General features: G+C 54.0%; 27 protein-coding genes. 17 read left to right on the top strand and 10 right to left on the bottom strand.

Going from position 1 to position 24,609, the window contains the following annotated elements:
• Nucleotides 1–145: 145 nt before the first annotated feature.
• Entirely contained in the window at nucleotides 146–1,165 is a 1,020-nt protein-coding gene (locus tag ACWIUF_RS13780) for a hypothetical protein (RefSeq protein ID WP_448573016.1), read from the bottom strand.
• A 207-nt stretch (nucleotides 1,166–1,372) separates the two neighbouring features.
• Here ACWIUF_RS13780 and ispG point away from each other — a divergent pair, with 207 nt between their 5' ends.
• The 4 genes from ispG (at nucleotide 1,373) to ACWIUF_RS13760 (ending at nucleotide 5,105) form a co-directional block, all read left to right on the top strand.
• Nucleotides 1,373–2,626 (top strand): (E)-4-hydroxy-3-methylbut-2-enyl-diphosphate synthase, encoded by a 1,254-nt coding sequence (gene ispG / locus ACWIUF_RS13775; RefSeq protein ID WP_448573015.1) that lies wholly within the window; start codon nucleotides 1,373–1,375, stop codon nucleotides 2,624–2,626.
• Between the two features lie 110 nt (nucleotides 2,627–2,736).
• The gene (gene ctpC, locus ACWIUF_RS13770; RefSeq protein ID WP_448573014.1) at nucleotides 2,737–4,032 is read left to right on the top strand and encodes a carboxyl-terminal processing protease CtpC; all 1,296 of its coding nucleotides are present in this window, start codon (nucleotides 2,737–2,739) and stop codon (nucleotides 4,030–4,032) included.
• A gap of 165 nt (nucleotides 4,033–4,197) precedes the next feature.
• Entirely contained in the window at nucleotides 4,198–4,533 is a 336-nt protein-coding gene (locus tag ACWIUF_RS13765) for an STAS domain-containing protein (protein WP_448573013.1), read from the top strand.
• A 77-nt stretch (nucleotides 4,534–4,610) separates the two neighbouring features.
• Nucleotides 4,611–5,105 (top strand): ATP-binding protein, encoded by a 495-nt coding sequence (locus ACWIUF_RS13760; protein ID WP_448573012.1) that lies wholly within the window; start codon nucleotides 4,611–4,613, stop codon nucleotides 5,103–5,105.
• 135 nt (nucleotides 5,106–5,240) lie between these two features.
• On the opposite strand, the gene ACWIUF_RS13755 is transcribed toward ACWIUF_RS13760, so the two are convergent.
• From ACWIUF_RS13755 to ACWIUF_RS13735, 5 genes are all read right to left on the bottom strand, one after another.
• On the bottom strand, nucleotides 5,241–5,573 hold the full coding sequence (locus tag ACWIUF_RS13755) for an arsenosugar biosynthesis-associated peroxidase-like protein (protein ID WP_448573011.1): 333 nt from the start codon (nucleotides 5,571–5,573) through the stop codon (nucleotides 5,241–5,243).
• 22 nt (nucleotides 5,574–5,595) lie between these two features.
• Nucleotides 5,596–5,934 carry a hypothetical protein gene (locus tag ACWIUF_RS13750; protein WP_448573009.1) on the bottom strand — a complete coding sequence of 113 codons (339 nt, stop codon included), beginning with the start codon at nucleotides 5,932–5,934 and terminating at the stop codon, nucleotides 5,596–5,598.
• A 322-nt stretch (nucleotides 5,935–6,256) separates the two neighbouring features.
• Nucleotides 6,257–6,772 carry a Spy/CpxP family protein refolding chaperone gene (locus ACWIUF_RS13745; RefSeq protein WP_448573007.1) on the bottom strand — a complete coding sequence of 172 codons (516 nt, stop codon included), beginning with the start codon at nucleotides 6,770–6,772 and terminating at the stop codon, nucleotides 6,257–6,259.
• Nucleotides 6,773–6,916: 144 nt separating this feature from the next.
• Complete coding sequence (locus ACWIUF_RS13740) at nucleotides 6,917–7,345, bottom strand: hypothetical protein (RefSeq protein WP_448573006.1); 429 nt, start codon at nucleotides 7,343–7,345, stop codon at nucleotides 6,917–6,919.
• Nucleotides 7,342–7,902 (bottom strand): sigma-70 family RNA polymerase sigma factor, encoded by a 561-nt coding sequence (locus ACWIUF_RS13735; RefSeq protein WP_448573005.1) that lies wholly within the window; start codon nucleotides 7,900–7,902, stop codon nucleotides 7,342–7,344. The genes ACWIUF_RS13740 and ACWIUF_RS13735 overlap by 4 nt, the downstream gene beginning before the upstream one ends.
• A 426-nt stretch (nucleotides 7,903–8,328) precedes the next feature.
• Here ACWIUF_RS13735 and ACWIUF_RS13730 point away from each other — a divergent pair, with 426 nt between their 5' ends.
• From ACWIUF_RS13730 to ACWIUF_RS13715, 4 genes are all read left to right on the top strand, one after another.
• Complete coding sequence (locus ACWIUF_RS13730) at nucleotides 8,329–9,483, top strand: sensor histidine kinase (RefSeq protein WP_448573003.1); 1,155 nt, start codon at nucleotides 8,329–8,331, stop codon at nucleotides 9,481–9,483.
• Nucleotides 9,484–9,580: 97 nt separating this feature from the next.
• Nucleotides 9,581–9,871, top strand: a complete 291-nt coding sequence (locus tag ACWIUF_RS13725; protein ID WP_448573002.1) for a DUF3288 family protein — start codon at nucleotides 9,581–9,583, stop codon at nucleotides 9,869–9,871.
• Between the two features lie 159 nt (nucleotides 9,872–10,030).
• The gene (locus ACWIUF_RS13720) at nucleotides 10,031–10,153 is read left to right on the top strand and encodes a hypothetical protein (protein WP_265903211.1); all 123 of its coding nucleotides are present in this window, start codon (nucleotides 10,031–10,033) and stop codon (nucleotides 10,151–10,153) included.
• Between the two features lie 79 nt (nucleotides 10,154–10,232).
• Nucleotides 10,233–11,894, top strand: a complete 1,662-nt coding sequence (locus tag ACWIUF_RS13715; RefSeq protein ID WP_448573000.1) for an MBL fold metallo-hydrolase — start codon at nucleotides 10,233–10,235, stop codon at nucleotides 11,892–11,894.
• On the opposite strand, the gene ACWIUF_RS13710 is transcribed toward ACWIUF_RS13715, so the two are convergent.
• Both ACWIUF_RS13710 and ACWIUF_RS13705 read right to left on the bottom strand, forming a co-directional pair.
• Nucleotides 11,882–12,736 (bottom strand): diguanylate cyclase domain-containing protein, encoded by an 855-nt coding sequence (locus ACWIUF_RS13710; protein WP_448572999.1) that lies wholly within the window; start codon nucleotides 12,734–12,736, stop codon nucleotides 11,882–11,884. The two genes, ACWIUF_RS13715 and ACWIUF_RS13710, sit on opposite strands and share 13 nt — an antisense overlap.
• A gap of 272 nt (nucleotides 12,737–13,008) precedes the next feature.
• Nucleotides 13,009–13,443 (bottom strand): DUF4351 domain-containing protein, encoded by a 435-nt coding sequence (locus ACWIUF_RS13705; protein ID WP_448572998.1) that lies wholly within the window; start codon nucleotides 13,441–13,443, stop codon nucleotides 13,009–13,011.
• Nucleotides 13,444–13,526: 83 nt separating this feature from the next.
• Between ACWIUF_RS13705 and ACWIUF_RS13700 the strand changes: the two genes are divergently transcribed.
• From ACWIUF_RS13700 to ACWIUF_RS13660, 9 genes are all read left to right on the top strand, one after another.
• Nucleotides 13,527–14,720, top strand: a complete 1,194-nt coding sequence (locus ACWIUF_RS13700) for a class I SAM-dependent methyltransferase (RefSeq protein ID WP_448572997.1) — start codon at nucleotides 13,527–13,529, stop codon at nucleotides 14,718–14,720.
• 471 nt (nucleotides 14,721–15,191) lie between these two features.
• Nucleotides 15,192–15,662 carry an ATP synthase subunit I gene (locus ACWIUF_RS13695; protein ID WP_448572996.1) on the top strand — a complete coding sequence of 157 codons (471 nt, stop codon included), beginning with the start codon at nucleotides 15,192–15,194 and terminating at the stop codon, nucleotides 15,660–15,662.
• Between the two features lie 47 nt (nucleotides 15,663–15,709).
• Entirely contained in the window at nucleotides 15,710–16,468 is a 759-nt protein-coding gene (gene atpB, locus ACWIUF_RS13690; protein WP_448572995.1) for a F0F1 ATP synthase subunit A, read from the top strand.
• A gap of 219 nt (nucleotides 16,469–16,687) precedes the next feature.
• Entirely contained in the window at nucleotides 16,688–16,933 is a 246-nt protein-coding gene (gene atpE, locus ACWIUF_RS13685) for an ATP synthase F0 subunit C (RefSeq protein ID WP_265903084.1), read from the top strand.
• Nucleotides 16,934–17,053: 120 nt separating this feature from the next.
• Nucleotides 17,054–17,548: a F0F1 ATP synthase subunit B' gene (locus ACWIUF_RS13680; protein WP_448572994.1), complete on the top strand. Its 495-nt coding sequence runs from the start codon at nucleotides 17,054–17,056 to the stop codon at nucleotides 17,546–17,548.
• Between the two features lie 19 nt (nucleotides 17,549–17,567).
• Entirely contained in the window at nucleotides 17,568–18,116 is a 549-nt protein-coding gene (locus ACWIUF_RS13675) for a F0F1 ATP synthase subunit B (RefSeq protein WP_448572993.1), read from the top strand.
• Nucleotides 18,113–18,667 carry an ATP synthase F1 subunit delta gene (gene atpH / locus ACWIUF_RS13670; protein ID WP_448572992.1) on the top strand — a complete coding sequence of 185 codons (555 nt, stop codon included), beginning with the start codon at nucleotides 18,113–18,115 and terminating at the stop codon, nucleotides 18,665–18,667. The genes ACWIUF_RS13675 and atpH overlap by 4 nt, the downstream gene beginning before the upstream one ends.
• A gap of 173 nt (nucleotides 18,668–18,840) precedes the next feature.
• Nucleotides 18,841–20,358 carry a F0F1 ATP synthase subunit alpha gene (gene atpA, locus ACWIUF_RS13665; RefSeq protein WP_448572991.1) on the top strand — a complete coding sequence of 506 codons (1,518 nt, stop codon included), beginning with the start codon at nucleotides 18,841–18,843 and terminating at the stop codon, nucleotides 20,356–20,358.
• A 263-nt stretch (nucleotides 20,359–20,621) separates the two neighbouring features.
• On the top strand, nucleotides 20,622–21,572 hold the full coding sequence (locus ACWIUF_RS13660; RefSeq protein ID WP_448572989.1) for a F0F1 ATP synthase subunit gamma: 951 nt from the start codon (nucleotides 20,622–20,624) through the stop codon (nucleotides 21,570–21,572).
• A 257-nt stretch (nucleotides 21,573–21,829) separates the two neighbouring features.
• Here the strand turns inward: ACWIUF_RS13660 and ACWIUF_RS13655 are convergent, their stop codons facing one another.
• Both ACWIUF_RS13655 and glpX read right to left on the bottom strand, forming a co-directional pair.
• Nucleotides 21,830–23,185: a glutamyl-tRNA reductase gene (locus tag ACWIUF_RS13655; RefSeq protein WP_448572988.1), complete on the bottom strand. Its 1,356-nt coding sequence runs from the start codon at nucleotides 23,183–23,185 to the stop codon at nucleotides 21,830–21,832.
• Between the two features lie 323 nt (nucleotides 23,186–23,508).
• On the bottom strand, nucleotides 23,509–24,546 hold the full coding sequence (gene glpX, locus ACWIUF_RS13650; protein WP_448572987.1) for a class II fructose-bisphosphatase: 1,038 nt from the start codon (nucleotides 24,544–24,546) through the stop codon (nucleotides 23,509–23,511).
• Between the last annotated feature and the right edge of the window lie 63 nt (nucleotides 24,547–24,609).

Genomic DNA, 24,609 nt, shown 5'->3' with positions numbered 1-24,609 from the left:
GACTAAAGTCGCCACTACAAACGGAAAGCGCCAGCCAAGCGTCGAGGTTCGTCGTCATGGTGTCATGAGTCGTTACTACCCACGGTGCGAAACTTTAATGTTTGCTGCCCTAGATCGGCTGCTCGCCTAACTTGGCCAATTGGACCTAGCGAATCGGGCCGTTATACAACACCTCGATCGTCCAATTGGCCGGATTGACCTTGATCTCACTTTCCACCGTCGGGGTCACAAACCCCGGTGGCCCCCCCTTAAAGTTAAAGGTCACCATGCCGTCATCGTTCACCCGAAAGGGCGACTCAGCCGCAGGCCCATGCATCGCCGGTTCCGCGTGGTAGCGCCCCAGCCCCCCATTAATGCGCTCACCCGTTTGCCGCGCCAGGTTTTTCGCCCGTTGCAGATCCATCGGATGAATTGACCCCTCACTGCCCGGTGTGGTCACCTGTACCGATGCCACCCGCAGGGGGAAGGTCGTACCGGGATACAACACAACATAGCGATCACGCACCACCACGAGGCGGGGAAGCGCCCGATCGAACTCACTCAGCAGGTCATCCCGGAGGAGGACATCGTAATCCGATCGCGGCAACCGATTCACCGTCACTACCTCACCCTGGGGACTCAGGCGCAAATCTTGTCCTTCTTTGAGGTTAATTAACACCACCCCCGGACGACGGCGGGATGTGACACTCACCTCGCCTTCTAAAACCTGAAGTTCCTCCCGGCCATCCGCGCCCACACTGAGAAAATAGGTCGCGTTACGGGTACTGATTTGGGCCGTCGGTGTACAGCCCACCACCGGGCCACTGACGAGCATCCGCCCCTGTTTGAGTTGGAAGCAGTTGCGCTCGAAGCCCATTTCCGCATTGCGTCCCAAACGGCCCACGGCTCCCGTATTGAACTCAACCCCCAGCAAGGCATTATCGGTCCGCAGGGTTTGTCCTGGACGGACCTCGCTGCCAACACTAACCCGTTGATTACCCACATAAACCTGATCACCCACCGCGTCCTGCACGGTTAGGGTAGACAGGGAAGTCGCTTGGGCCTGTGAGGGTAGCGTATAGCCACCGAGCAAGCTGACACTGCCCATCCCCATCACGAGGGCTAGGGCGATCGCACGCCATCTTTGGTTAATGGATTGACGCGTTTGGCGGGTATTCCCCAACATGAACCATGCTCCTTAAATTTCGGGTAGTTTTAGTGAAGACAGTGTAATCAGGATAGGGAGGATTGAGACACTGCCGCTGTGCAATTACTTAACGATCCCCCGGCCTTAACCAATCATGGGCGATCGCGTTTGAATTGACGGAATTTCCGGCGCAACGTTCCCCCTTTGTGGCAATCTGATAAGCAGGATTATTCTCTGCTTGGCTTTATGCAAACCCTGCCCCTACCCGCCAATCTACCCACCCTACCCTCGTCAGCCCCCCTGTCTACCGATACCGCCATCCACCGCCGCCCGACGCGATCGGTTCCGATCGGGGATGTGTTCGTCGGTAGCCAGCATCCCGTTGTTGTCCAATCCATGATCAATGAGGACACGCTTGACATTGACGGGTCAGTTGCGGCCATTCGTCGGTTGCACGAAATCGGGTGTGAAGTGGTACGGGTAACGGTGCCCAGCCTCGCCCATGCCAAGGCAATGGCAACCATCAAGGCTAAGCTTATCAGCACCTATCAGAATGTTCCCCTTGTGGCTGATGTCCACCACAACGGCATGAAAATTGCCCTGGAGGTCGCCAAATATGTGGATAACGTGCGCATTAACCCTGGCCTCTATGTCTTTGAAAAGCCCAGGACCGATCGCACGGAATTCACCCAGGCGGAATTTGACGAGATCGGCGACAAAATTCGCCAAACCCTGGAACCCCTCGTGGTCTCCCTGCGGGATCAGGGGAAATCCATGCGCATTGGGGTGAACCACGGCTCCCTCGCCGAACGGATGCTCTTCACCTACGGCGACACCCCCGAAGGCATGGTCGAATCTGCCCTGGAATTTATCCGGATTTGTGAATCCCTCGACTTCCGTAACCTGACGATTTCCCTGAAAGCCTCCCGCGTGCCGGTGATGATTGCCGCCAACCGCCTGATGGTGCAACGCATGGATGCCCTGGGCATGGACTACCCCCTCCACCTGGGAGTGACCGAAGCCGGGGATGGGGAATATGGACGCATCAAGTCCACTACCGGCATTGGCACCCTCCTGGCCGAAGGCATTGGGGACACCATCCGCGTCTCCCTCACGGAAGCCCCGGAAAAGGAAATCCCCGTCTGCTACAGTATTCTCCAGGCCCTCGGTCTCCGGCGGACAATGGTGGAATATGTGGCCTGTCCCTCCTGTGGCCGTACCCTGTTTAACCTGGAGGAAGTGCTCCATAAGGTGCGCAACGCCACCCAACACCTGACGGGGCTGAATATTGCCGTTATGGGCTGCATTGTCAATGGGCCAGGGGAAATGGCGGATGCCGACTATGGTTACGTGGGCAAACAACCGGGTTATATTTCGCTCTACCGGGGCCGCGACGAAATTCGCAAAGTTCCGGAAGATCAGGGTGTCGCAGCGTTAATTGAATTGATCAAGGCTGATGGCCGTTGGGTTGAACCACCACCCCTCGCTACCGCGTCTTAATAGAAGGGGAGTAGACACCTGTAAAACTGGACTTCTGCCGTAGCCAGAAAGATTAGCTGTGCTAAATTGGGCGTAATACCCCCTCGCCTCTGTTCATTAGGGAAAGTGCCATGACAGTTACAAAGAATCGACTGGTGATCGGTGCCACTGCACTCATGGTAACCGCCGTTACAGTCACGGGGGCAGGGATGCACCTGTCCAAAAGTCAGGCATTTTTCCGAGAAAGCCCGAAGGAACTGATTGACGAGGTTTGGCAGATTATCGATCGCACCTACGTTGATGCCACGTTTAACCAGGTGGATTGGCGGGCCTTGCGCAAGGAGTACCTGAGTCGGACCTATGCTAACCAGGGCGCGGCCTACAATGCGATCCGGGAGATGCTGGGGAAGCTCGATGATCCCTATACCCGCTTCATGGACCCCGATGAGTTCCGCAATATGCAGGTGGATACCTCCGGTGAGTTGACCGGGGTGGGGATTCAATTGGCCCAGGATGAGGAGACGAAAAAGCTAATTGTGGTTTCCCCGATCGAGGATACCCCGGCGGCCCAAGCGGGAATTCTGCCCAAGGACGTGATCAGCAAAATTGATGACAAAAGTACCGAGGGTATGGACGTTAACCAGGCTGTCAACCTGATCCGGGGACGCGTGGGAACGGAAGTGGTCCTGACGGTGCAGCGTGGCGAGCAAGAACTGGTCTTCCCCCTGAAACGGGCACGCATTGAGATTCACCCGGTACGTTATAGCCTACGCGAAGGGCCAGCGGGGAAGGTTGGCTACATTCGTCTGGTGCAATTTAGCTCCCTCGCTCCTAAGGAAATGCGCGAAGCCATCCAAGAGTTGGAGCGGCAACAGGTCAATGGCTATATCCTTGACCTGCGATCGAATCCGGGGGGCTTGCTCCAGGCCAGTATTAGTATTGCCCGTCTTTGGCTGAAGGAAGGTGAGATCGTTTCGACCGTCAGCCGTGTTGGGAGTACGGACCATCAACGGGCTAATAACTCCCAATTGACCAATAAACCCCTGGTTGTCCTGGTCAATGGTGGCTCGGCCAGTGCCAGCGAGATCCTATCGGGTGCCCTACAGGACCACGATCGCGCCGTCCTGGTGGGGACAAAGACCTTTGGGAAAGGGCTGGTGCAATCAGTGCGTCCCCTGGGTGACGGTTCTGGGCTAGCGGTAACGATCGCCAAATACTTTACCCCCGATGGCAATGACATCAATAAGGCCGGCATCAAACCCGATATTGAGATAGAACTGACGGAAGCCCAAATCGAAGCCCTCTCCCGGGATGGGGGGGCCAAGATCGGCACGTTGGATGACCCCCAATTTGCTCGTGCCCTGGAAGTTCTCAATCAAAAAATTGCGGCCACGCGTGGGAATCGGGCTGAGTCACGACTGCCTTGATGCCTGAAGTTGACTGTTTTCTATCAGGTCCTCCTAACACACAACCCTTGACACATTTATGAGGAAACGATTTACTGGGGTGACACGGGTAGTTCTGCTACCTTTGTAGAGGGTGTGTCGGCCAACCAATGCAGATAAAGTGTAGATAATTACTATTGGGATTGTATGGTCTCCCCGATGCAAGTGATTGAACCATCCGGTGTGCTTGACAGTAGTATGGGCAGTCAAGTGCGCGAGGAGGTAAGTGCGATGGTCAAAGGAGGGGTGAGCGCTATCCTGGTCGATCTTGGTCAGGTTACCTTTGTGGATAGTTCTGGTTTGGGGGCATTGGTCTCCTGTCTGAAGCTGGCCCGATCGGCCAATTGTCTACTGGCGATTTGTGCGCTCAATGATCAAGTTAAAATGCTCTTAGAATTGACTAGCATGGATCGGGTGTTCAAAATTTTTCCCGATCGCACGGCCTTTGAACAGGCAATGAGTCAACAATTGCCAACCGGCTGACGATCGGGGTTAACTGCCTAGTAAATGGGCTGATGTTTCCTATTTTAAACCTCTGATGATGCCATCTGGTACGCGAATTGATCGAGAACAGCCAATCTACATCAGTTAACGCCGCCGCCATTGATCAGTTAAGTCAGTTACAAATTGGCAGTGACCTGACGGCGTTGGATCATGTGCTGATTTGGTTTGATCACCTCCTTCTGCCGAGTATGGGTGGCCCGGTGTGGGATCATTTCTGGGTGCAATGCAAAACGATCCTGGCTGAAGGCTTTACGAATGCCGTGCGCCATGCGCATCGGGGGTATCCCCGCGAAACCCTGGTGACGATCGCGGTCACCTTAGGCCCGCAGGCATTGGAAATTTGCATCTGGGATCAGGGTCCACCGTTTGACCTACAGCAAAAGTTGATGGAGATTCAATCCCGTCATGACCTGTATGCCGATGGGGGGCGGGGATTGATGATCATGGACTCCCTAGCAGATCAGCTAGAGTATGGCCGCCTGCCCGATCAACGCAATTGCCTGCGGGTGAGAAAAGCCTATCCACCGGGGCTGTCTATTGGGCCAAAGTAGACCGTGTGACCCACCAAAGTGAGTCTGTGTTGAAAATTATCCTGGTGATCGACCCACAATCTCAACAACAGTTCCGTTGTCTTAAGGGCAGGCAGGATGCCTAACCCCACCTGACCACTTTCCAATTTTCTGAGGCTACATCGAAATGCGCTGGGCTGTATTGCGCATTTGCACCCCATGCACCAGGGTTGCGCCCCCCCGAATCGCTGCTGCCACGTGGATTGCCTCCGTCATTTGCTCCAGATCCGCCCCCTTCTCCAGGCAGGTCGTCGTATAGGCATCAATGCAATAGGGACACTGGACCACATGGGAAACCGCCAGGGCAATTAGCGCCTTCTCCCGTTCCGTGAGGGCACCTTCGGCAAATACGGGTCCATACCAACCCATAAAGGCTTGCCAGAGCGCTGGGGCATCCTCCCCCACCTCCGCGAAACGGGCCAAATCTTGGGGCTGGTAGTAGGTATCCACAGTCCGGTCTCACCTCACGCAGCTAGTGATCACGGGCTATCGGCAACCAGTGCTGCCGCGATTGGTGACTCGTTCCCTCACCCGTTTGATACTGATAGAAAATATAGAGATCAAACAGCACACCCACTAAACTCCAACTGAGACCGATCACCCAGAACCCTTCCCAAATATTACCATTGCCAAAAATATTTAAAAATTGTAAAATTTGGCTAAACCCTCGCGCCGCGATCGCGCCCATGCCAGGTAAGGTTTGTAACCCCAATAATAAGATCAGTAAAGTTCCTAGTAGGACTAACGGTATCCCAAAGCAAAATAGACTCGTCAGGATGAGCGATAACAGCAGGTGGCGTAGCGTAGTCATATATAGCATAGGAGGTGCCGGAAACATTCGTACCTGACCAATAGGCAATAAGGAAAACCGTAAAGTTTACCTAGTCAATTCACTAACCTAGCTGACCTCTCTGACACAGATAACAAATCGATCCCTAATCCAGACAAAATATCTAGAGAAACCCTGCCTATAGGATAAGAGATCTCTTAGCAAGTGCTGGAATTCCGTTAGCAATCTTAAGATTTTATTAAAAAGTGTATTTAAGTTATGCGTTCAACTATGTAGTTTCTTGCGGATTTAAGTCAATCGATCGCGGCTGAACCCCTGACACATGATTGCCGATCGCGCCTTCTCAGCGCTTCAGCAGGGAGCGTTCACCGTGGGGACGACGGGGAGCACCTTGGCGCTCTTGCATGAGTTCTGCAAACTTGCGGCGTTGGGAGGGCGTCAACACCGATCGCATGGCCAGCAGGCTTTCAAAATGGGTTGCGGCTTGTTGTTGTCTGAGTTGCTGAACCTGTCGAAATTTAGCCCGAATTTGCTCATTGGAGGTCCCTGTCGCCATCAGGCGGCTTAATTCCTGGTGAGCTTGCCGCAATGCCTGTCGGCCCTGGGTTAGTTGGGGGGCATAGCGCTGTTGGATGGCTCGGATCTCGCGAATTTGGGCCGGGGTCAAATCCAACGCTTGGAAGAGTCGTTCGGATGTTTGTGCTTGGGCCATCTGCGGTGGACTTGCCTGGGCATAGGCAAGGTTCCTGCCCAGATCAGGCCCCCTCGCGACCTTCGTACCCCAACCGCCATCGGTCAGAACGATCGCGCTGCCTAATCCAAACGCGATCGCAATTAACAGCCACTGAAAACGCTTCATAAATTATCTCTCCCGGCGCAGTCCCCTACCACGCAACGATGATCAAGATCCAGCTCAATTGGATGGCATTTCCCGCCGCCACTGGTTCAATATCTCAATATCTATATAACTAACAACTAAGGGTATGCTCTTTTTAAGCCGCCACTATTCAAAGTCCACCTCTGGCCAAAAGGGATTATACACATCTGTGGTAGCACTCACGACGGTGCCCTGCCAGCTTTGCTCCATGAATTGCTCAATTTCCGCTAATTCTGTGGGGCTAGGCGCTTGAGCCAGCCGCCAAAGCCTTTGTCCACTCCAAGCGGCGATCACACTGGCAGTGAGGGCCGTCCCGGCCATGAGCCACCGTCGGGATTGGCGTGCCCAAGGTCGCGATCGCGACGCCGGGGCACTCGGCGTCACCCAGGGGGGTGCAGTATCCGCTGTCCAATGGGTATCCGTATCCTCATCACTTTCCCAGTCGGTTGTGGTGAGGGCAGCCATCAGGCGATCCTCCAGGTTAATCGCTGCCGGGGGGGCAGGCGGGCGGTACTGGCGGAGAAATTGAACCAAGGGGCGATCGTCAGGTGTCATAGTTGGACTCCTTGCTGCTGGAGAAATTGCCGCATCTGGGCACGGGCATGGAACAGGCGCGATTTGACGGTCCCCACAGGAATCTCCAGGATACTGGCCACCTCCTTTTGGGGAAGCTCCTCCAGGTCGTGAAGCACTAGGACGGCTCGGTGATCAAGGCTTAACTGCGCCAAGCCCTGTTGTACTAAATCCTGGTAATGGAGGTGGGTTAAGGCCACATCTGGGGGGGAAGTATCCAATAATTCACCCAGGGTTTGTAGTTGGTTGCGATCGCGGGCATAGGTCCGGCGCTGATCCATTGCCACATTCCACGCAATGCGGTAAAGCCACTGGGAAAACTGCTCCGGTTGTTTGAGCTTGGGCAACCCTTTCCAGGCTTTGAGGAAAACTTCCTGAACCAGATCGTCTAACCCGGCTGCTCCACACAATTGGTACAGCGTCGATCGTACCCGCGACTGATAGCGCCGATAAAGCTGACGGAACTCCCTCGGTTGCCCCTGAAGACACCGTTGCACCAGTTCACCATCAGATCGCGGCTCGGAGGAACTGAACGTCACAATCCTTGCTGGCTGAAAAACACCCCGCACCGGGCCAGAAGCCCACTTTAGATTTTGCCAATCCCGAAACGGCTCTGAACGAGAATCGCTTGAGACTGCGCTACTAAACACGGATACAAGCCCCCTGTTGTGTACTGCCTATTGTTTCAGACTGGGCTAGGCTGGAAAAGGTTTAAATTAGGAAGATATTCTGTACCTGATCCTGCGTCCTAGCTAATTTAGTTACTCGGAATCTCAGTGATCCTCTTGAGATAAGGACGATCGCGATAGTAGGATAATGACTGTAGTAGCCGAGACAGTACGAAGCAGTAACCAGGAGCAACACTCAGGACGGTGTGATTGGGGATCACCCCCCTACCAATCCGGCACTGACGAGCTGACCTGCGTGCATTCATTCATTATCCTTATAATAAAAACCGCTAAGCTATGGACAGTCCTATTAACGAACTATCGGAATCAAGTATTCTTATTGTTGATGATACGCCGGATAATCTACGCCTGTTATCAAAACTGTTATCCCAACGTGGCTACGAAATTCGTAAAGCCATCAATGGCCAAATGGCCCTAGCCTCAGCCCAAGCCGATCCACCGGATCTGATTCTCTTGGATATTCGGATGCCAGAGATGGATGGTTATGAAGTTTGCCAGCATCTCAAGACCCATGAATCGACAAAAGCCGTTCCAGTCATTTTTCTCAGTGCGCTAGATGATGTCTTAGACAAAGTCAAAGCTTTTGGCGTGGGTGGAGTAGATTATATTACAAAGCCTTTCCAAACTGAAGAAGTATTGGCTCGCATTGAAATGCAACTGCGTCTTCGTAAATTACAAAAAGAACTTGCGGAACATAATCAAAAATTGCAACAGTTAAATCATGCTCTCATGATTTCTAATCAAGAATTAGAGCAGTTTGCCTATGCTGTTTCCCATGATTTGCAGCAACCGTTACAAAGTATTACCGGCTTCATTGGCCTGATCCAAATGAAATACCAGGGAGAACTGGATACTGGCGTTCTTCAATACATCGATCGCATCTTTGAAGCGGGTAAGCGGATGCAGCGCCTTATTCAGGATTTATTGGCCTATGCCCAGGTTGGCCAAGTCGATCTTACCTTAACCGCCGTAGACTCGAAGCTAGTCCTTTACCAAGCCCTGGCCAACTTAGAAATTCTAATTGCTGAGAAAAAAGCCGATATCACCTTTAATGAGCTGCCCCTAGTGTATGGTAATGAAACCCAATTAGTTCGTCTCTTCCAAAATCTTATTGGTAATGCCTTAAAATTTACGCGACCCGATATCCTACCCCAGATTGAGATTTCGGTTACTGAACAAGTAGATTGTTGGTTATTTGGAATCCGTGATAATGGCATTGGCATTCCCGCTGACAGCCTGAAGGACATTTTTCAAGCCTTTAAGCGCCTGAAGACAGCCCAGAACTATGCTGGTACTGGCATTGGCCTTGCCACCTGTAAAAAAATTGTTAAAGGTCACGGTGGCAAAATCTTCGCGGAGTCGGAACCGGGCCTGGGGACGGTATTTTACTTTACCCTGCCTAAGGTAATCGAACCGCCGTCCAGTCCTTGAGCCATTGGTGCAATATGGGTGCAATGCTCTGTTGTTGCCCCCAGCCTAACCCTAAGCCTAATAGTCCTGGTTAATTGTTTGACGAGTCACCCGTTCAATGTCTGACCAAGCATCCAAAGATCAACAACATCCCCTCTGGCAAAGCGATCGTCAAATTATCGATCGGCTGCTTCAGGAAACGGCCACCGACCTTAACCTGGCTGAATTAGCCCGGTTGCGGATTCGCTACCAAGGCTTCCCCGGTGCCCGCGATATCCAAGCCGACCTCGATCGCCTCCTGGAGCGTTGGCAACTGACTGAGGTGGACCTTTTTCGTCAGACCCGACAGATTCACGCCAATTCCCAAGTCTATCGTCAACGAACGAATCAACGCGAAGACTGGGTTTAAACACAGGGCAGCTAGGGGCTACCGGCTGAGGTGAGGAACCGATCGCACCCAGTCAGCCTTGGGACTTAATCCTAGCTAACAGACTTGCTAGAATTTGGGGTGGTGCCAAGCAAGTGAATCGATCCTTGTATTTTTATCTGTGTGAGGAAATTAAACCCAATGGACGTTAAATTGATTCTAGTGGTATTGACAGTCCTGTTCACCGTCGCCTGCCTGTTTTTTGGCACCCGCAACGGGTTTTATGACACTGACAACTACCACGGCAACGGCTCTGCCCACTAGTGCTCCGCAATCCAACCATTGGCCTTTGCTGGCACCGGGGTGACTGCTAGGGGCTGATGGTTGATAAGCAAGCACAGGCATGGAAATCGAGTGTATACCCTATGGCGCTGGTCGGGCGGGGGAGGGGATCTGTCTTGGGGTTAAGATGGGTCCCTATCGTATTCTCCTGGATTGCGGACTCGCCGATCTCCAGGGCCTAACCAACTCGCTTCACCTGGGGGCTGCCCCCAACACGCCGCCCCCGATCGATCTGATTCTGTGCAGCCACGCCCATCCCGATCACGCCCGATCGCTCCTTACCCTACACCACACCCTGCCCCAGGTCCCGATCTACACCAGCGAGGCCACCGCCCAACTACTTGCCCTGAACTGGTTAACCCCAGAGCGGCAAAAGGTGCCGCCCTTTTGGCAACCGCTCCCCTGGCGATCGCCGCTGAAAGTTCACGATGGCCTGACTGCCGAACTGTGGCCTGCGGGTCACCTGCCAGGGGCAGCAGCGATTCTCCTGTCCTATACCCCCCCAGCAGAACACCCCGACGTTCCTGGTCCCCCGAAACGCACCTACCGTTTGTTTTATACGGGTGACTTTTTCCTCTCCAGCACCCGCTTGGTAGAAGGGTTACCGCTGGAAGAGCTGCGGGGTCTCAAACCCGATGTGCTGATCCTGGAAGGCACCTACGGCAGTGCTCGCCATCCCCGGCGTCGCCAACAGGAAAATCAACTGGCTGAGCGCATTCACCGAGGACTCAATGAGGGCTGCTCGATCCTAATGCCTGTCCCGATGTTGGGGCTGGGGCAGGATTTACTCATGCTCCTACGCAGTCACCACCTGTTTACCGGGCGGGACCTGGATATTTGGGTGGATGGTCAAGTCGCGATCGGCTGTGATGCCTACCTGGATCTCCTACCCTACTTGCCCAGTAATGTGCAGAACTTTGCCCGCCACCAACCCCTGTTTTGGGACGATCGCATTCGCCCCCGTGTCCGTCGCCTACACCCTGCAAACCGCAACCAGGTCGGCCAAGTGCCCTGTATTGTTCTGACCGATCTCACGATCGACTGGCACACCTACGTGACCGACACGGATCATCCCTGGTTAGTCCTGCTCTCGGAGCAACCAGATCACCGACCGGATTTAACCATTCGCCAACCAACGGGGTTGCCTGATACGTGGTTCATGGAGTCTTATTTACTCGCCGATCATTGTGACGGGGCAGGAACCATGCAACTCATTCATAACCTTCGCCCCCAGCACATCGTCTTTATTCACGGTTCTCCTGTCTATTTAGCCGACCTCACCAATCTAGAAGAACTCCAAAGCCGCTACCAATTGCACTCCCCAGCAGCGGGTACACGGGTGGAGTTACCCATCGGGGAAACCTTCCTGCGTCCGATAACATCGGACAGTGGCTATGAGGGTGAAGTCATTGAGTCCGACACCGCTGTCAGTGTGATTCTGCCGGCCAACATTATTGCCGATCCCCGCTGGCAACGGTTTGCGGATACGGGGCTGATTGCCGTGCGCTGGCAAGGGGAAGAGCTGGTTCTACGGGGTCTCTCCCAACGGGAGATCCTCAACCGCTGGGAAGAACACCCCCTCCCGGTCACCGAATGCTGCGCGATCTGCTATCACTACCACAACCAACGCTGTGGCAACCCGACGTCGCCGCTATATCGCTTTAAGGTTAGTCCGGAAGGCTACTGTCCCGCCTACGAACCCCTCCAGCCTCAGTCTACCTGAGCGGGAACGATACGATCGCGGCCCTGGTGCTTGGCCAGATATAAGTTGCGATCGGCGATCGTGATCAGGTGAGTCGGCAACAAATTCGGACTGGGGATCATACTGGCAACTCCAATACTGACCGTGACATAGGCCGCAACCCTAGAAGCAGAGTGGGGAATCTGAAGCTTGGCAATGGCTGTTTTCAGCCGCTGGGCTACCTCGATCGCACCTTCCCAGTCAGTTCCCGGCAAAATCACCGCAAACTCCTCTCCCCCATAGCGAGCGACCAGATCGTAGGGCCGTCGAGCATGATGAGAAAGCGCCTGGGCGACTAGTTTTAAACAGTCATCCCCGCCCAAGTGTCCATAGGCATCATTGTATTGTTTGAAGTAATCGATATCACATAGCAAGATCGCTAAGGGTTTCTGTTCCCGTGCCATTTGCCGCCATTGCTGAGCTAAATGCTGATCAAAATGCCGACGATTAGGAATTTGGGTTAAGCCATCTGATGCGGCTAAAAGGCTAATTTCAGCCAGTTTTCTCGACCACTGGGTGTCCACCACATCCCCATGTTCCATAATGGTTTGTACAATAATTTCGAGGTCACTTTTCTCCCGTGAAATGACATCAAGTAACGTATAGAGCATAGCCTCAGCTTTCTGGCGTACTGAGATTTCTGCCTGTAATTGCTGGTTCGTCTCGTACAGTTGTGCTTCAATCAAATCGCCATGTTCAGCTGTTGTCGAGAGGGCAATATGCAAATCCTGGATCTCAGCCTGTAGTTGGCGAATCTCCTGGCGGAGGCGCATGAGTTCTTGAAGCAAATGGTTATCTTGTTCGAGCAGTCCTTGACTATCCAATCGTGTGCCTCCCGATGTGAAGGCGATCGTCGTAAATTAACCCTCTGATCATACTTTAACTGGAAATGGCTAATTGAGTGCTCCCTAATTCTACGGAAAGGCAACCAAGACAGGGTTAATTAGTGTATCAAGAATTACATTTATGCTACAGAGACTGAGGCAGGGGAAATAAATTATAGACAGGGGGCAAATAAATTATAGGAAACAGGATTAATTTTAAGGCAAGTCCCGGATATGGGACTGTCCCGCCTGACGCGATCATCCGGTTGCGCTTAGCCCATTGCTTGCAACCAGGTTGCGAGATCGGCCAGGGATTGAAAATCCAGCAGGGCATCACCCAGACTGTCCAGTTGTTGTAGGGTGAGACTGTCAATGCGCGATCGTGCGGCTTCTGGTAAGGGGCCAAAGCGGCGTTGGAGTTGGCGCAGGATTAGCGATCGTTCACCTTCCTGGCGACCTTCCTGGCGACCTTCCTGTAATCCAGCTTCCCTAGCTTCCTGGTAATAGCGGGTTTCTTGAGCAGAACTGGCGATTTTGAGCATCTGGTGGATTTCCGCTGGGCTGAGTTCGGGGAACTTGTAGACCATGATGGTAATGATCAATTCTAGGATCATTGCTAGGGGAAAGGTGGGGCTGCTTTCAGCCTGGGTAATAAGTTCCTGGGCAAGGCGTGGGGTTTGCCGTTTGGGGAGAACCAGCAGTTGCATCGTAGGCTAAGGAGAGTGGGGATTTCAGGGGGTAGAGTAACCCTTCCTGATAGACTAGGGGGGTTCCCGATCGCTGTCCTTCCATGTCCGATCCGCAAGCCGTCAGTGCCGCCGTTGCCAGCCTCTACAACACCTATCCTTTCCCGCCGGAACCCTTGCTGGATGAGCCACCTCCCGGTTACAACTGGCGTTGGCAATGGTTGGCTGCCTATGGGTTTTGTACTGGGCGTAAACCCGCCACGGAGAAAATCCGTATCCTGGATGCGGGCTGTGGGACAGGTGTTGGCACGGAATATCTCGCCCATCTGAATCCCCAGGCGGAAATTGTGGCGGTTGATCTCAGTGCCGGGGCACTCCAGGTTGCCCAAGAACGCTGCCAAAAGTCGGGGGCAACCCATGTCGAGTTCCAGCACCTCAGCCTCTACGACATTGCCCAAGTGCCCGGTCAGTTTGATCTGATTAATTGTGTTGGGGTTCTCCACCACCTGCCGGACCCGATTCGCGGTATCCAAGCCCTGGCACCGAAGCTGGCCCCCGGTGGCTTGATGCATATCTTCGTCTATGGGGAACTGGGTCGCTGGGAAATTCGCCTCATGCAACAGGCGATCGCCCTTCTGCAAGGTCCCGATCGCGGCGACTACACCGCTGGGGTTGAACTCGGTCGTCAAATTTTTGCCGCCTTGCCAGAAAATAATCGCATCCGCAAACGGGAACAGGAACGCTGGTCGCTGGAAAACCAACGGGATGCCTGTTTCGCGGATATGTACCTCCATCCCCAGGAAGTGGACTACACGATCGACACCCTATTTGAACTGATCGATGCGTCTGGTCTGAAATTTCTCGGCTTCTCCAATCCTGGGTTTTGGCAACTCGATCGCCTCCTTGGCCAAGCCCCCGCTGCCCTCGAACGGGCCGCACACCTCACCCCACGCCAACGCTATCGGTTAATTGAACTCCTCGATACCGACGTAGCCCACTACGAATTTTTCCTGGGCCGGGAACCCCTCCCCCACCATTCCTGGACCGATGACGCCGAACTCCTGGCGGCGATCCCCGATCGTAACCCCTGTATGGACGGCTGGCCCAGCCAATGCCTCTTTAACTACGACTACCAAATTGTTCAATTAACCGATCCTGAGTTTGCTTTTTTACAAGCCTGCGACGCAAACACGGATGGTAAGACGGTTGCTCAATTGCTGGCGATCGCCCCTCTGGATCTCAACCAAGTCCGTCACTTGCAAGCGCAACAATTAATTCTGCTGACCCCCCCGGCTTAGGGTCCGCAGCACGATGCTCCTAACGACTAAAGTCGTTACTACGAACTATGAACGTTGGGAATAGGTGTACTGGACTGGCAGCCGCTCCGGCGATCGCGGCTTTCATTGAACTCAGCCCCCTGGCCCAGTCGTCTCGGTCGATCAAAAAGCAGTTGTGGGGTAGGCATCCTGCCTGCCACTCCGGCAGCCGAGCAAAGCGATCCCGACAGTCGATCAAAACAGTCGATCAAAAAGCAGTTGTGGGGTAGGCATCCTGCCTGCCACTCCGGCAGCTGAGCAAAGCGATCCCACAAGACAGACAACAGCCGAGACGGTTATCCCACAAGACAGACAGCCGAGACGGCTATCCCATCTGCGAATCCAGTATGCGATCGGGGGACGATCGTAAAAAAAGGGTTAACGCTGCGTGGTACAATTGCCACTGGCTTGCAAGCAGTCAAGCCATGTTTTTCGCTCAAATTCGGTCATCCCGTGCCCCTTGCGAACCAGCTAACTTCCCTCCTCCGGCGGGACCCCTCAGCGGCCACCGTTGAGCTATCGCCGGAACCCAACGCCTCGATGCAAGAGTACTATCAACTGTGTCAGGCTTTACTGACCTGGACCCTTGCATTCACGGGGATTATTTTCGTCACCGTTTGGCTCACCTACTCCCTGAATCTGGCTCTTAACTATTTGATTGGGGCTTGCACCGGGGTGGTGTACCTGCGGTTGCTGGCGCGGGATGTCGAACAGTTAGGTCGGTCTAAAAAACGCCTAGGCAGTACCCGTTTGGCTCTAGTTGCTGGGTTGATTATAGTTGCAACCCAATGGAATCAGCTACAGGTGATGTCGGTTTTTTTAGGATTCCTGACCTATAAAGTGGCCCTGATTGTCTATGTGATCTGGTCAACCTATCTCACGGATACGCGGCCCAAATCGGACCCGTCATCGGGGGAGTCGTGACGATCGCATGGAGCTATCGCAATGAGCTAACGTTAGAGAATCCCTGAATGGATATACCTTACGCTCTTACTCAGTTAACTGGGTTGCCCTTGGCCTCCTTAGAGGTGGGCAAACACTTTTACTGGCAGGTGGGCAATTTGAAGCTGCACGGTGAGGTGTTTCTAACCTCCTGGTTTGTGATTGCCGTGCTGCTGGTCCTCACCCTAGCGGCCACCCGCAATGTCCAACGGGTTCCGACGGGTGTGCAGAACCTGATGGAGTATGTGCTTGAGTTTGTACGGGGCATTGCCCGCGATCAAATTGGCGAAAAAGAGTATCGGCCCTGGGTTCCCTTTGTGGGGACGCTGTTCCTGTTCATCTTTGTCTCCAACTGGTCCGGTGCCCTCGTGCCCTGGAAGCTCATTCACCTCCCGGCGGGGGAACTGGGTGCGCCCACTGCTAATATCAACACCACGGTTGCCTTTGCCCTGTTGACCTCACTGGCCTATTTTTATGCAGGCTTTAAGAAACGAGGCTTGGGATATTTCGCACATTATGTGGAACCCATCCCAATTATGCTGCCGTTCAAGGTCATTGAAGACTTCACGAAGCCCCTTTCCCTGAGCTTCCGTCTTTTTGGCAATATCCTCGCAGATGAATTGGTCGTGGGGGTCTTTGTCCTCCTAGTTCCCCTGTTTGTGCCCTTGCCGATGATGTTCCTGGGGTTGTTTACCAGTGCAATTCAAGCATTGATCTTTGCAACTCTGGCCTCGGTTTATATCGGTGAAGCCCTTGAAGGTGAACACCACGAAGGTGAAGAACACTAAAACTTAGAGGTGAGACTCGGTATCGGAATTGCTGCCCTAAAATCGAACGGTTGGCGGCGATGCGATCGCGCATCTTCTCACGCCTATAGACTCCGTAATTGGGGCTATAAAGCGTCTCATATAGATTGCCAAACAAATTGATTGACGGCGGGTTCCAAAACCTGAGATTCTAATCTAGCTTGGTCTATCGACTCTGTTTACTTGGAAGGAAAATTTACTATGGACCCAATCATTACAGCAGCATCCGTTCTCGCAGCAGGTTTGGCAATTGGTCTGGGCGCGATCGGCCCTGGCATTGGTCAAGGGACTGCCGCTGGACAAGCTTGCGAAGGGATTGCCCGCCAGCCCGAAGCCGAAGGCAAAATTCGCGGTACCCTCATCCTCAGCTTGGCGTTCATGGAAGCCTTGACCATTTATGGCTTGGTGGTTGCCCTCGTGCTGCTGTTCGCGAATCCCTTCGCCTAACCCACAAGGGGACTGTTTCGGTAATTCTCATGCCCTTGCAGGCGATCGCGGTTAGGGGGGTGGCCAGGTTGGATTCCCCCCTCGCAGCCTGATCCCTGCCCAGACAGACAGGACGTAAACATGACACTCTGGACACTATTAATTGCGGCTGAAGCTGCCGAAGCAACTGCCGAGGGTGGTGGGTTGTTTGACCTGGATGCCACGCTTCCCCTAATGGCGATTCAGTTCGTCATTTTAGTGGCCATTCTTAATGTCACTTTCTTTAAGCCCTTAACCGGTGCGATCGAAGGTCGGGCCGATTACGTGCGTAAGAATCGTTTAGAGGCCGAGGAACGGCTAGCCAAGTCGAAACAGCTTGCCCAACAGTATGAGCAAGAACTGGCCGACACCCGTCGCCAAGCCCAAACAGTGATTTTGACGGCAGAGGCGGAAGCGCAAAAGCTAATGGCGAGTAAACTGGCCGAGGCGCAACAGGAAGCCCAGCAGCAGCGTGAGCAAGCTCAGCGAGAGATTGATCAGCAAAAGCAAACCGCGCTGCAAACTCTGGAGAACCAGATTGATGCGCTCAGCCAACAGATCCTAGACAAGTTGCTGGGATCGGGGGCAGCACGGTGATCACGGGGAGGCAATGCACATGATCATGCACAGTATTTGGCACAGTACTTTGTGGCTGGCAACGGCGGCAGCGGCGGAGTCAGGCTTTGGGCTAGAGCAGGTGCTCGAATCCAATTTAATCAATTTGGCAATTACGATTTCGGTTCTGGTCTACTTTGGTCGCAAGTTGGTGGGCAACACCCTGGCGGAGCGGCAAAGCCAGATTGAAAGCGAAATTAAGGAAGCTGAGCAAAAGTGCCAAGAGGCAGCCGTTGTCCTCGCTGAGCAACAGCAAAAACTAGCCCAAGCGCAAACCGAAGCCAGTCAAATCCTGGCTAAGGCGGAGGAGACGGCCCGCACCATGCGGGAATCTATCCTGGCTCAAGCGGCTGCGGATGTGGAACGCTTGCGGGCAACTGCCACCCAGGATCTCCAAGCCGAGCAGGAGCGGGCGATCGCGGAACTACGCCAGCGGGTAGTGGCAATGGCCCTCCAACGGGCTGAGGAACAACTGCCGGCGCGGCTATCAGATACCGTGCAGCAACGATTGATTGATCGAGGTCTGGCCCTGTTAGGAGATCGCACATGAGTGAAAGCGTTATTGGAACTTCCGTATTAGAGCCGTATGCCGAGGCATTAATGTCGCTGGCCCAGGCCCAGGATTTGGTCGATCGCTTCGGGGAAGATACCCGTGGGTTGAGCAGCCTGTTGGCGGCGTCAGCCGAATTAAGCCAATTTCTGAGCAGTCCCCTGGTGGGAGATGATGCCAAGAAAGCGGTATTGCGGCAGGTGGTGAGCGATCAGGTTCACCCCTATATGCTCAACTTTTTAATGTTGTTGGTGGATCGTCGCCGGATTGCGTTTCTGGATGGGATTTGCCAGCGGTATCAAGCGCGGCTCCGCAAGTTGAAGAAGACCGTCTTGGCAGAGGTGACCTCAGCGATCGCGTTAACCGAAGCCCAGATCGCCGTTGTCCGGGAAAAGATCATGGCCATGACCGGGGCCAGTGAAGTGGAACTGCAATTGGCGATCAACCCCGATTTAATTGGGGGGGTGGTGATCCAGATTGGTTCCCAGATCATTGATGCCAGCTTGCAGGGACAACTGCGGCGTATTGGCATGAGTTTGAGTTCCCGATAGCGATGGTGGGACGCTCAGAGAAGAGAGAAGAGAGAAGAGAGAAGAGAGATAACTCCTCACTCCTCACTCCTCAACGCTCACTCCTCTCTCGCTTTCCCGTCCTCGCTTTTCAGTTCTCGTTTTCCAGTTCTTCAGATTTTCCAGTCCTCCAGATATAGAGTTAAGAGACGCCCATGATCAGTATTCGACCTGACGAAATTAGCAGCATTATTCGCCAGCAGATTGAGCAATACGACCAGGATGTCAAGGTTTCCAATGTGGGAACGGTCCTGCAAGTTGGTGACGGTATCGCCCGTATCTACGGTCTGGAAAAGGTGATGGCCTCGGAACTGCTGGAATTCGCTGATGGCACGATCGGGATCGCCCTGAACCTTGAAGAAGACAACATCGGTGCGGTGTTGATGGGCGAAGGTCGTGATATCGAAGAAGGCAGCACGGTGGTCTCCACTGGCAAGATTGCCCAGATTGGCGTGGGTGACGCGCTGATCGGTCGGGTGGTTGATCCCCTGGGTCGTCCCCTGGATGGCAAGGGCGATATTAACACGACGGAAACCCGCCTCATTGAGTCGCCCGCACCAGGAATTATTGCCCGGAAGTCGGTGTGTGAGCCGCTGCAAACGGGGATTACGGCGATCGATGCCATGATTCCCATTGGTCGGGGACAGCGGGAGTTGATCATTGGTGACCGCCAAACCGGGAAGACCGCGATCGCAGTGGATACAATCCTCAACCAGGCCAAGGAAGACGTGATCTGCGTCTATGTGGCGATCGGGCAGAAAGCCTCGACCGTGGCTCAAATTGTGGGCACCCTGCAAGAGCGGGGCGCGATGGACTACACGATCGTGGTGGCGGCCAACGCCAACGACCCCGCGACCCTGCAATACCTAGCTCCCTATAGCGGCGCGACAATGGCCGAGTACTTCATGTACAAGGGCAAGCACACGCTGGTGATCTACGATGACTTGTCCAAGCAAGCCCAAGCCTATCGCCAGATGGCCCTGCTGCTGCGGCGTCCCCCCGGTCGGGAAGCCTACCCCGGTGACGTGTTCTATCTGCACTCGCGCTTACTGGAGCGGGCAGCCAAGCTCAACGATGAACTCGGTGGCGGTAGCATGACAGCCCTGCCGATCGTGGAAACCCAAGCCGGTGACGTATCGGCCTACATTCCCACCAACGTGATTTCGATTACCGACGGCCAAATCTTCCTGTCGTCCGACCTGTTTAACGCCGGGATTCGTCCGGCTGTGAACCCTGGGATTTCCGTCTCGCGGGTGGGGTCAGCGGCCCAAACCAAGGCGATGAAGAAGGTGGCTGGGAAGATCAAGCTGGAACTGGCCCAGTTTGATGAACTGGAAGCGTTCTCCCAATTTGCGTCTGACTTGGATAAGGCCACCCAAGCCCAACTAGCCCGGGGCCAACGGCTGCGGGAACTGCTGAAGCAGGCCCAATCCTCACCCCTGCCCCTGGCGGAACAAGTCGCCATCATCTACGCCGGGATTAACGGCTACCTGGATGACATTCCGCTGGACAAGGTGTCGGCGTTCCTCAAGTCCCTGCGGGAGTACCTGCGGACGGCGAAGGCCAAGTATGTTGAGGTCTTGGGAAGCCAGAAGGTCCTGAGCGATGAGGCAGAAGCCCTCCTGAAGGAAGGGATCACGGAAGCGAAGCAAACCTTCATGGCCTCGGTTTAGTTGCGGGCATCGGTTTACGGGGGAGGAGAGGAGGGAGAAGAGAGAAGAGAGGGAAGAAGCCAGACTCGTGGGATAGCCGTCCCGGCTGTCTGGATTGAGAAACCGCTTGTGGGATAGCCGTCCCGGCTGTCTCCCAGCACTCAAAAGCCAAAACCCAGAACTCAAAACTCAGAACTCAAAACTCGAAACTCAAAACAGCCCTCCCCCGTAGACCTTGCTGAACCCTTGATTACTGCCGATTAGCCAAAAGAGCCTGGAGGAATATGCCTAATCTCAAAGCGATTCGCGATCGCATTAAGTCTGTCAAAAATACCCAAAAAATTACTGAAGCAATGCGTCTGGTGGCGGCAGCAAAGGTGCGGCGTGCCCAGGAGCAAGTGCTGGCAACCCGTCCCTTTGCCGATCGCCTAGCGCAGGTATTGGGCGGTCTACAGGCCCGTCTAAAGTTTGAAGATGTGAGCCTGCCCCTCTTCCGGGAGCGGGAAGTGCGCCGAGTGGCGCTGATTGTGATTTCCGGCGATCGGGGTCTGTGTGGGGCCTACAACACGAATGTCATTCGACGGGCGGAAATGCGGGCGAAGGAACTGCAAGCCCAAGGGATCGAATATTCGTATATTTTGATTGGTCGGAAGGCCATTCAATACTTCCAACGTCGGGAACAGCCGATTAGCGTCACTTTTGCCAATTTGGAACAAATTCCCACGGCGGAGGAAGCCACAACAATCCAGGATGAGGTGCTTTCGGAATACTTGTCGGAGAATGTCGATCGCGTGGAATTGATCTATACGCGCTTTGTTTCGCTGATCAGTTCCCGGGCGACGGTCCAAACCCTATTGCCTTTAGATCCCCAAGGCTTAGCCACCGCTGACGATGAAATTTTCCGCTTGACGACGCGAGGGGGACAGTTTCAAGTGGAACGGGAACGGGTGACCTCCCAGGCTCCGAACCTACCCCGGGACATGATTTTTGAACAGGACCCGGTACAAATCCTGAATGCCTTACTGCCCCTGTACCTGAGTAATCAAATTCTGCGGGCGATGCAGGAGTCGGCGGCGAGTGAACTAGCGGCCCGGATGACGGCGATGAGCAATGCGAGTGATAATGCCTCGCAACTGATTGGGACCCTCACCCTGTCCTATAACAAGGCTCGTCAAGCCTCCATTACGCAGGAAATCCTGGAGGTGGTTGGGGGAGCGAACGCGCTGAAGTCTTAGGATGTCGGTGACCGCAACTACGCATTAAGGCATATCCAACCATTGCAGCTCATATCCAACCATTGCAGCTTAGGGCAGGTCGAATACTTGCCCTAAGTTTTTTGTGATTGCCCTCTTCAGCGAGCGAGTGAGTCGCAGCGGTGCTTTTACCAAACTGGATTTTCAGACCCTCGCTGTTAGATGCCTGCTTACAGCAAAGTAGCTAAGCCCCCATCTCTAAATCTGACAGGGGTACCCGCAGGTCACAGGTTAGAGCATTAACCCTGGGAGATCGCTTCGGCATCTAGGTTAAACAAAAGCCGCAGAGTTTCGATCGCCTGTCGCCGCATTTCGATATCTTGTTGTGCCCGTAACTGCACCATTGGATCGTGGAGAATCTTATTCACAATCCCCCGCGTTAAGGCTTCAATCACCTCCTGGTGTTTTTCAGCAAACTCTGACCCTAACCGTGAGAGGGCTTTCTCGAGTTCCTGCTCCCGGATACTTTCGACCTTATCCCGCAGACTGCTAATGGTGGGTACTGTTTCCAGGGTTTGCCACCAGGCATTAAAAGCTTCGGCTTCCTCTTCCAGGAGCACTTCCGCCTGCTGGGCCATTTGTCGCCGACTTTCGTAGTTTTGCGCGACGACTTCTTTAAGATCATCCACGTTGAATGACTTTACCTGCCCCAGGGTTTCCACATCGGCGTGGACGTTACGGGGCACAGAAATGTCGATCAGCATGAGGGCTTGCTGGGGTGTCAAGACCGACATCAACAAGGCGCGATCAATAATGGGAGCAGTGGCCGACGTACTGGTAAAGACAATGTCAGAGCGTTGGAGTGCGGGCAGCAAATCCTCCATCAATAGAGCCGTGACGGTTGTCCCATTGCCCGAAAACTGACGCACCAGTTCATCCGCACGGGGACGCGATCGATTCAAAATCGTAATCTCTTTGACCCCCTTAGACACCAAGTGTTGCACCAGCAACCGAGCCATTTTACCCGCACCCACGATCGTGACCCGATGGTCCTCTAAAGATTTGGTCAGAACGGCAGTGTTGGCCTGGTGACCGTCGCGCTCCGCCCAGGCCGCATGTTCCTGCACCTTAAGTTGGGCCAATTCCACCGCTGCCGAACTAATTGAAACTGCACCAGTCCCAATCTCGGTTTCCGTGCGTACCCGCTTACCCGCCGTAATTGCCTGCTTGAACAACCGGTTAAGGATGCGATCGATGCCCTGGTATTGCTGCCCCAGTTTGTGGGCCTGCTTCACCTGGGAGAGGATTTGGCCTTCCCCTAACACCAAGCTATCCAGCCCGCCCGCTACTCGCATTAAGCGCATCACGGCATCTTCATGCAAGAGAATGAACAAGTGGCGGCGCAGATCGTTTAAGGGGATCTGACTATGTTCAGCCAAAAACTGCATGACTTCCCGTAAGCCGAGATCCGTTTCGGAGGCAACACAGTAAATCTCAAGACGATTGCACGTGCTCAGGATCGCGACTTCATCAATGTGGGGGCAAGCTTTGATCTGGGCGATCGCCGCCTGCATCTGGAGTTCAGAAATGCTGAGTTTTTCTCGTACTTCAACCGTTGCTGTTTTGTGGCTGAGGCCAATGACCGCAATATTCATTAGGTTAATAACAGGTTAATAACGTGTTGCTAACGAGAGGGGGGAATTATTCCAGTGTATCAAGTTGTTGCTAGGCAAGGCTGCGCCCGTCAGGCTTCAGGCTATCCGGGTGGAAACACACCCACAGGCAGCTTCGGTTTCAGGTGATGACAACGGTACACTAACCTCCAAGCCCGGATTTATGGCATGGCAGGCCCCTGGAGAAGTGCTCGTAATTTAGATCATTCAGACAGAAGTCGTGATCCAGTTGGCCTGTGGGACAGCCCATATCGCTATCCCACTAGGTTAGGCTGGGCTGAGGGCGTTAACCCCCCAGTCGTTGCTTAGTGCAACTGGAGGTACTTCGGCTCTTCAAACATGTGGATCGTATCCACAAAGCGGGCGGTCTTCGACTGGCTGGAGATGACCAAGCTCTGGGTCCGTGCCCCCCCGTGGAAGTAACGCACCCCTTCCATCAGCACACCGGGCGTAATCCCGCAGGCCGCAAAGAGGACGGTTTCCCCAGAGGCCAGTTCTTCCGCGTTGTAAACGCGATCGGGATCATCAATCCCCATTTCCTTCAGGCGAGCAATATTACCTTCCTTGCTCTCACCGATCAGACCGGTCTTGACCACGTCAGGATCATAGATCAGTTGACCTTGGAAGTGTCCTCCTAAACAGCGCATCGCTGCCGCTGAAATCACCCCTTCCGGCGCCGCCCCAATACCCATCAGACAATGGATATTGGTGCCAGAAAATGCACAGCAGATGGCGGCTGATACGTCGCCGTCACTAATCAAACGCACCCGTGCCCCCGCCTGCCGAATTTCCTGGATCAATTCCTTATGGCGAGGCCGATCCATAACCACCACCACCAGTTCCTCCACCGAGCGATCCATACAATCGGCCAGGATTTTCAGGTTTTCCGTGGCTGATTTGCGGATATCCACATGATTGCGAGCCACTGCTGGCGCTGCCAACTTACGCATGTAGAAGTCGGGTGCAGCGAAGAGACCCCCCTTTTCCGAAATTGCTAGGACCGCCATTGAACCGGGCTGGCCATAGGCTACCAGGTTGGTACCTTCGCAAGGGTCAACCGCGATGTCAATTTCCACCAATTCATCGGGGTTGCAGTAGTTCTTGGCATCAGGTTTCGTGCAAATGCCCACCTCTTCACCGATATAGAGCATCGGGGCTTCATCCCGCTCCCCTTCCCCAATCACAATGCGACCACGCATGTAAATTTGGTTCATCCGCTCCCGCATGGCCTCTACCGCCACCTGGTCAGCGGTATTTTTCTCACCCTTACCCATCCAACGGGCCGAGGCGATCGCCGCTTTTTCAACGACTTCAATAATCTCTAAGCCAATGGTATTTTCCACAGAGCCTACCTCCCCAAGGCAAATTTTGCGTCTTTTTGCGTCATTGTGAACTCGCCAAGCTGC

It is taken from the genome of Trichothermofontia sp. (genome assembly GCF_053493415.1).
This window is presented reverse-complemented; position numbering and strand designations above follow the sequence as displayed.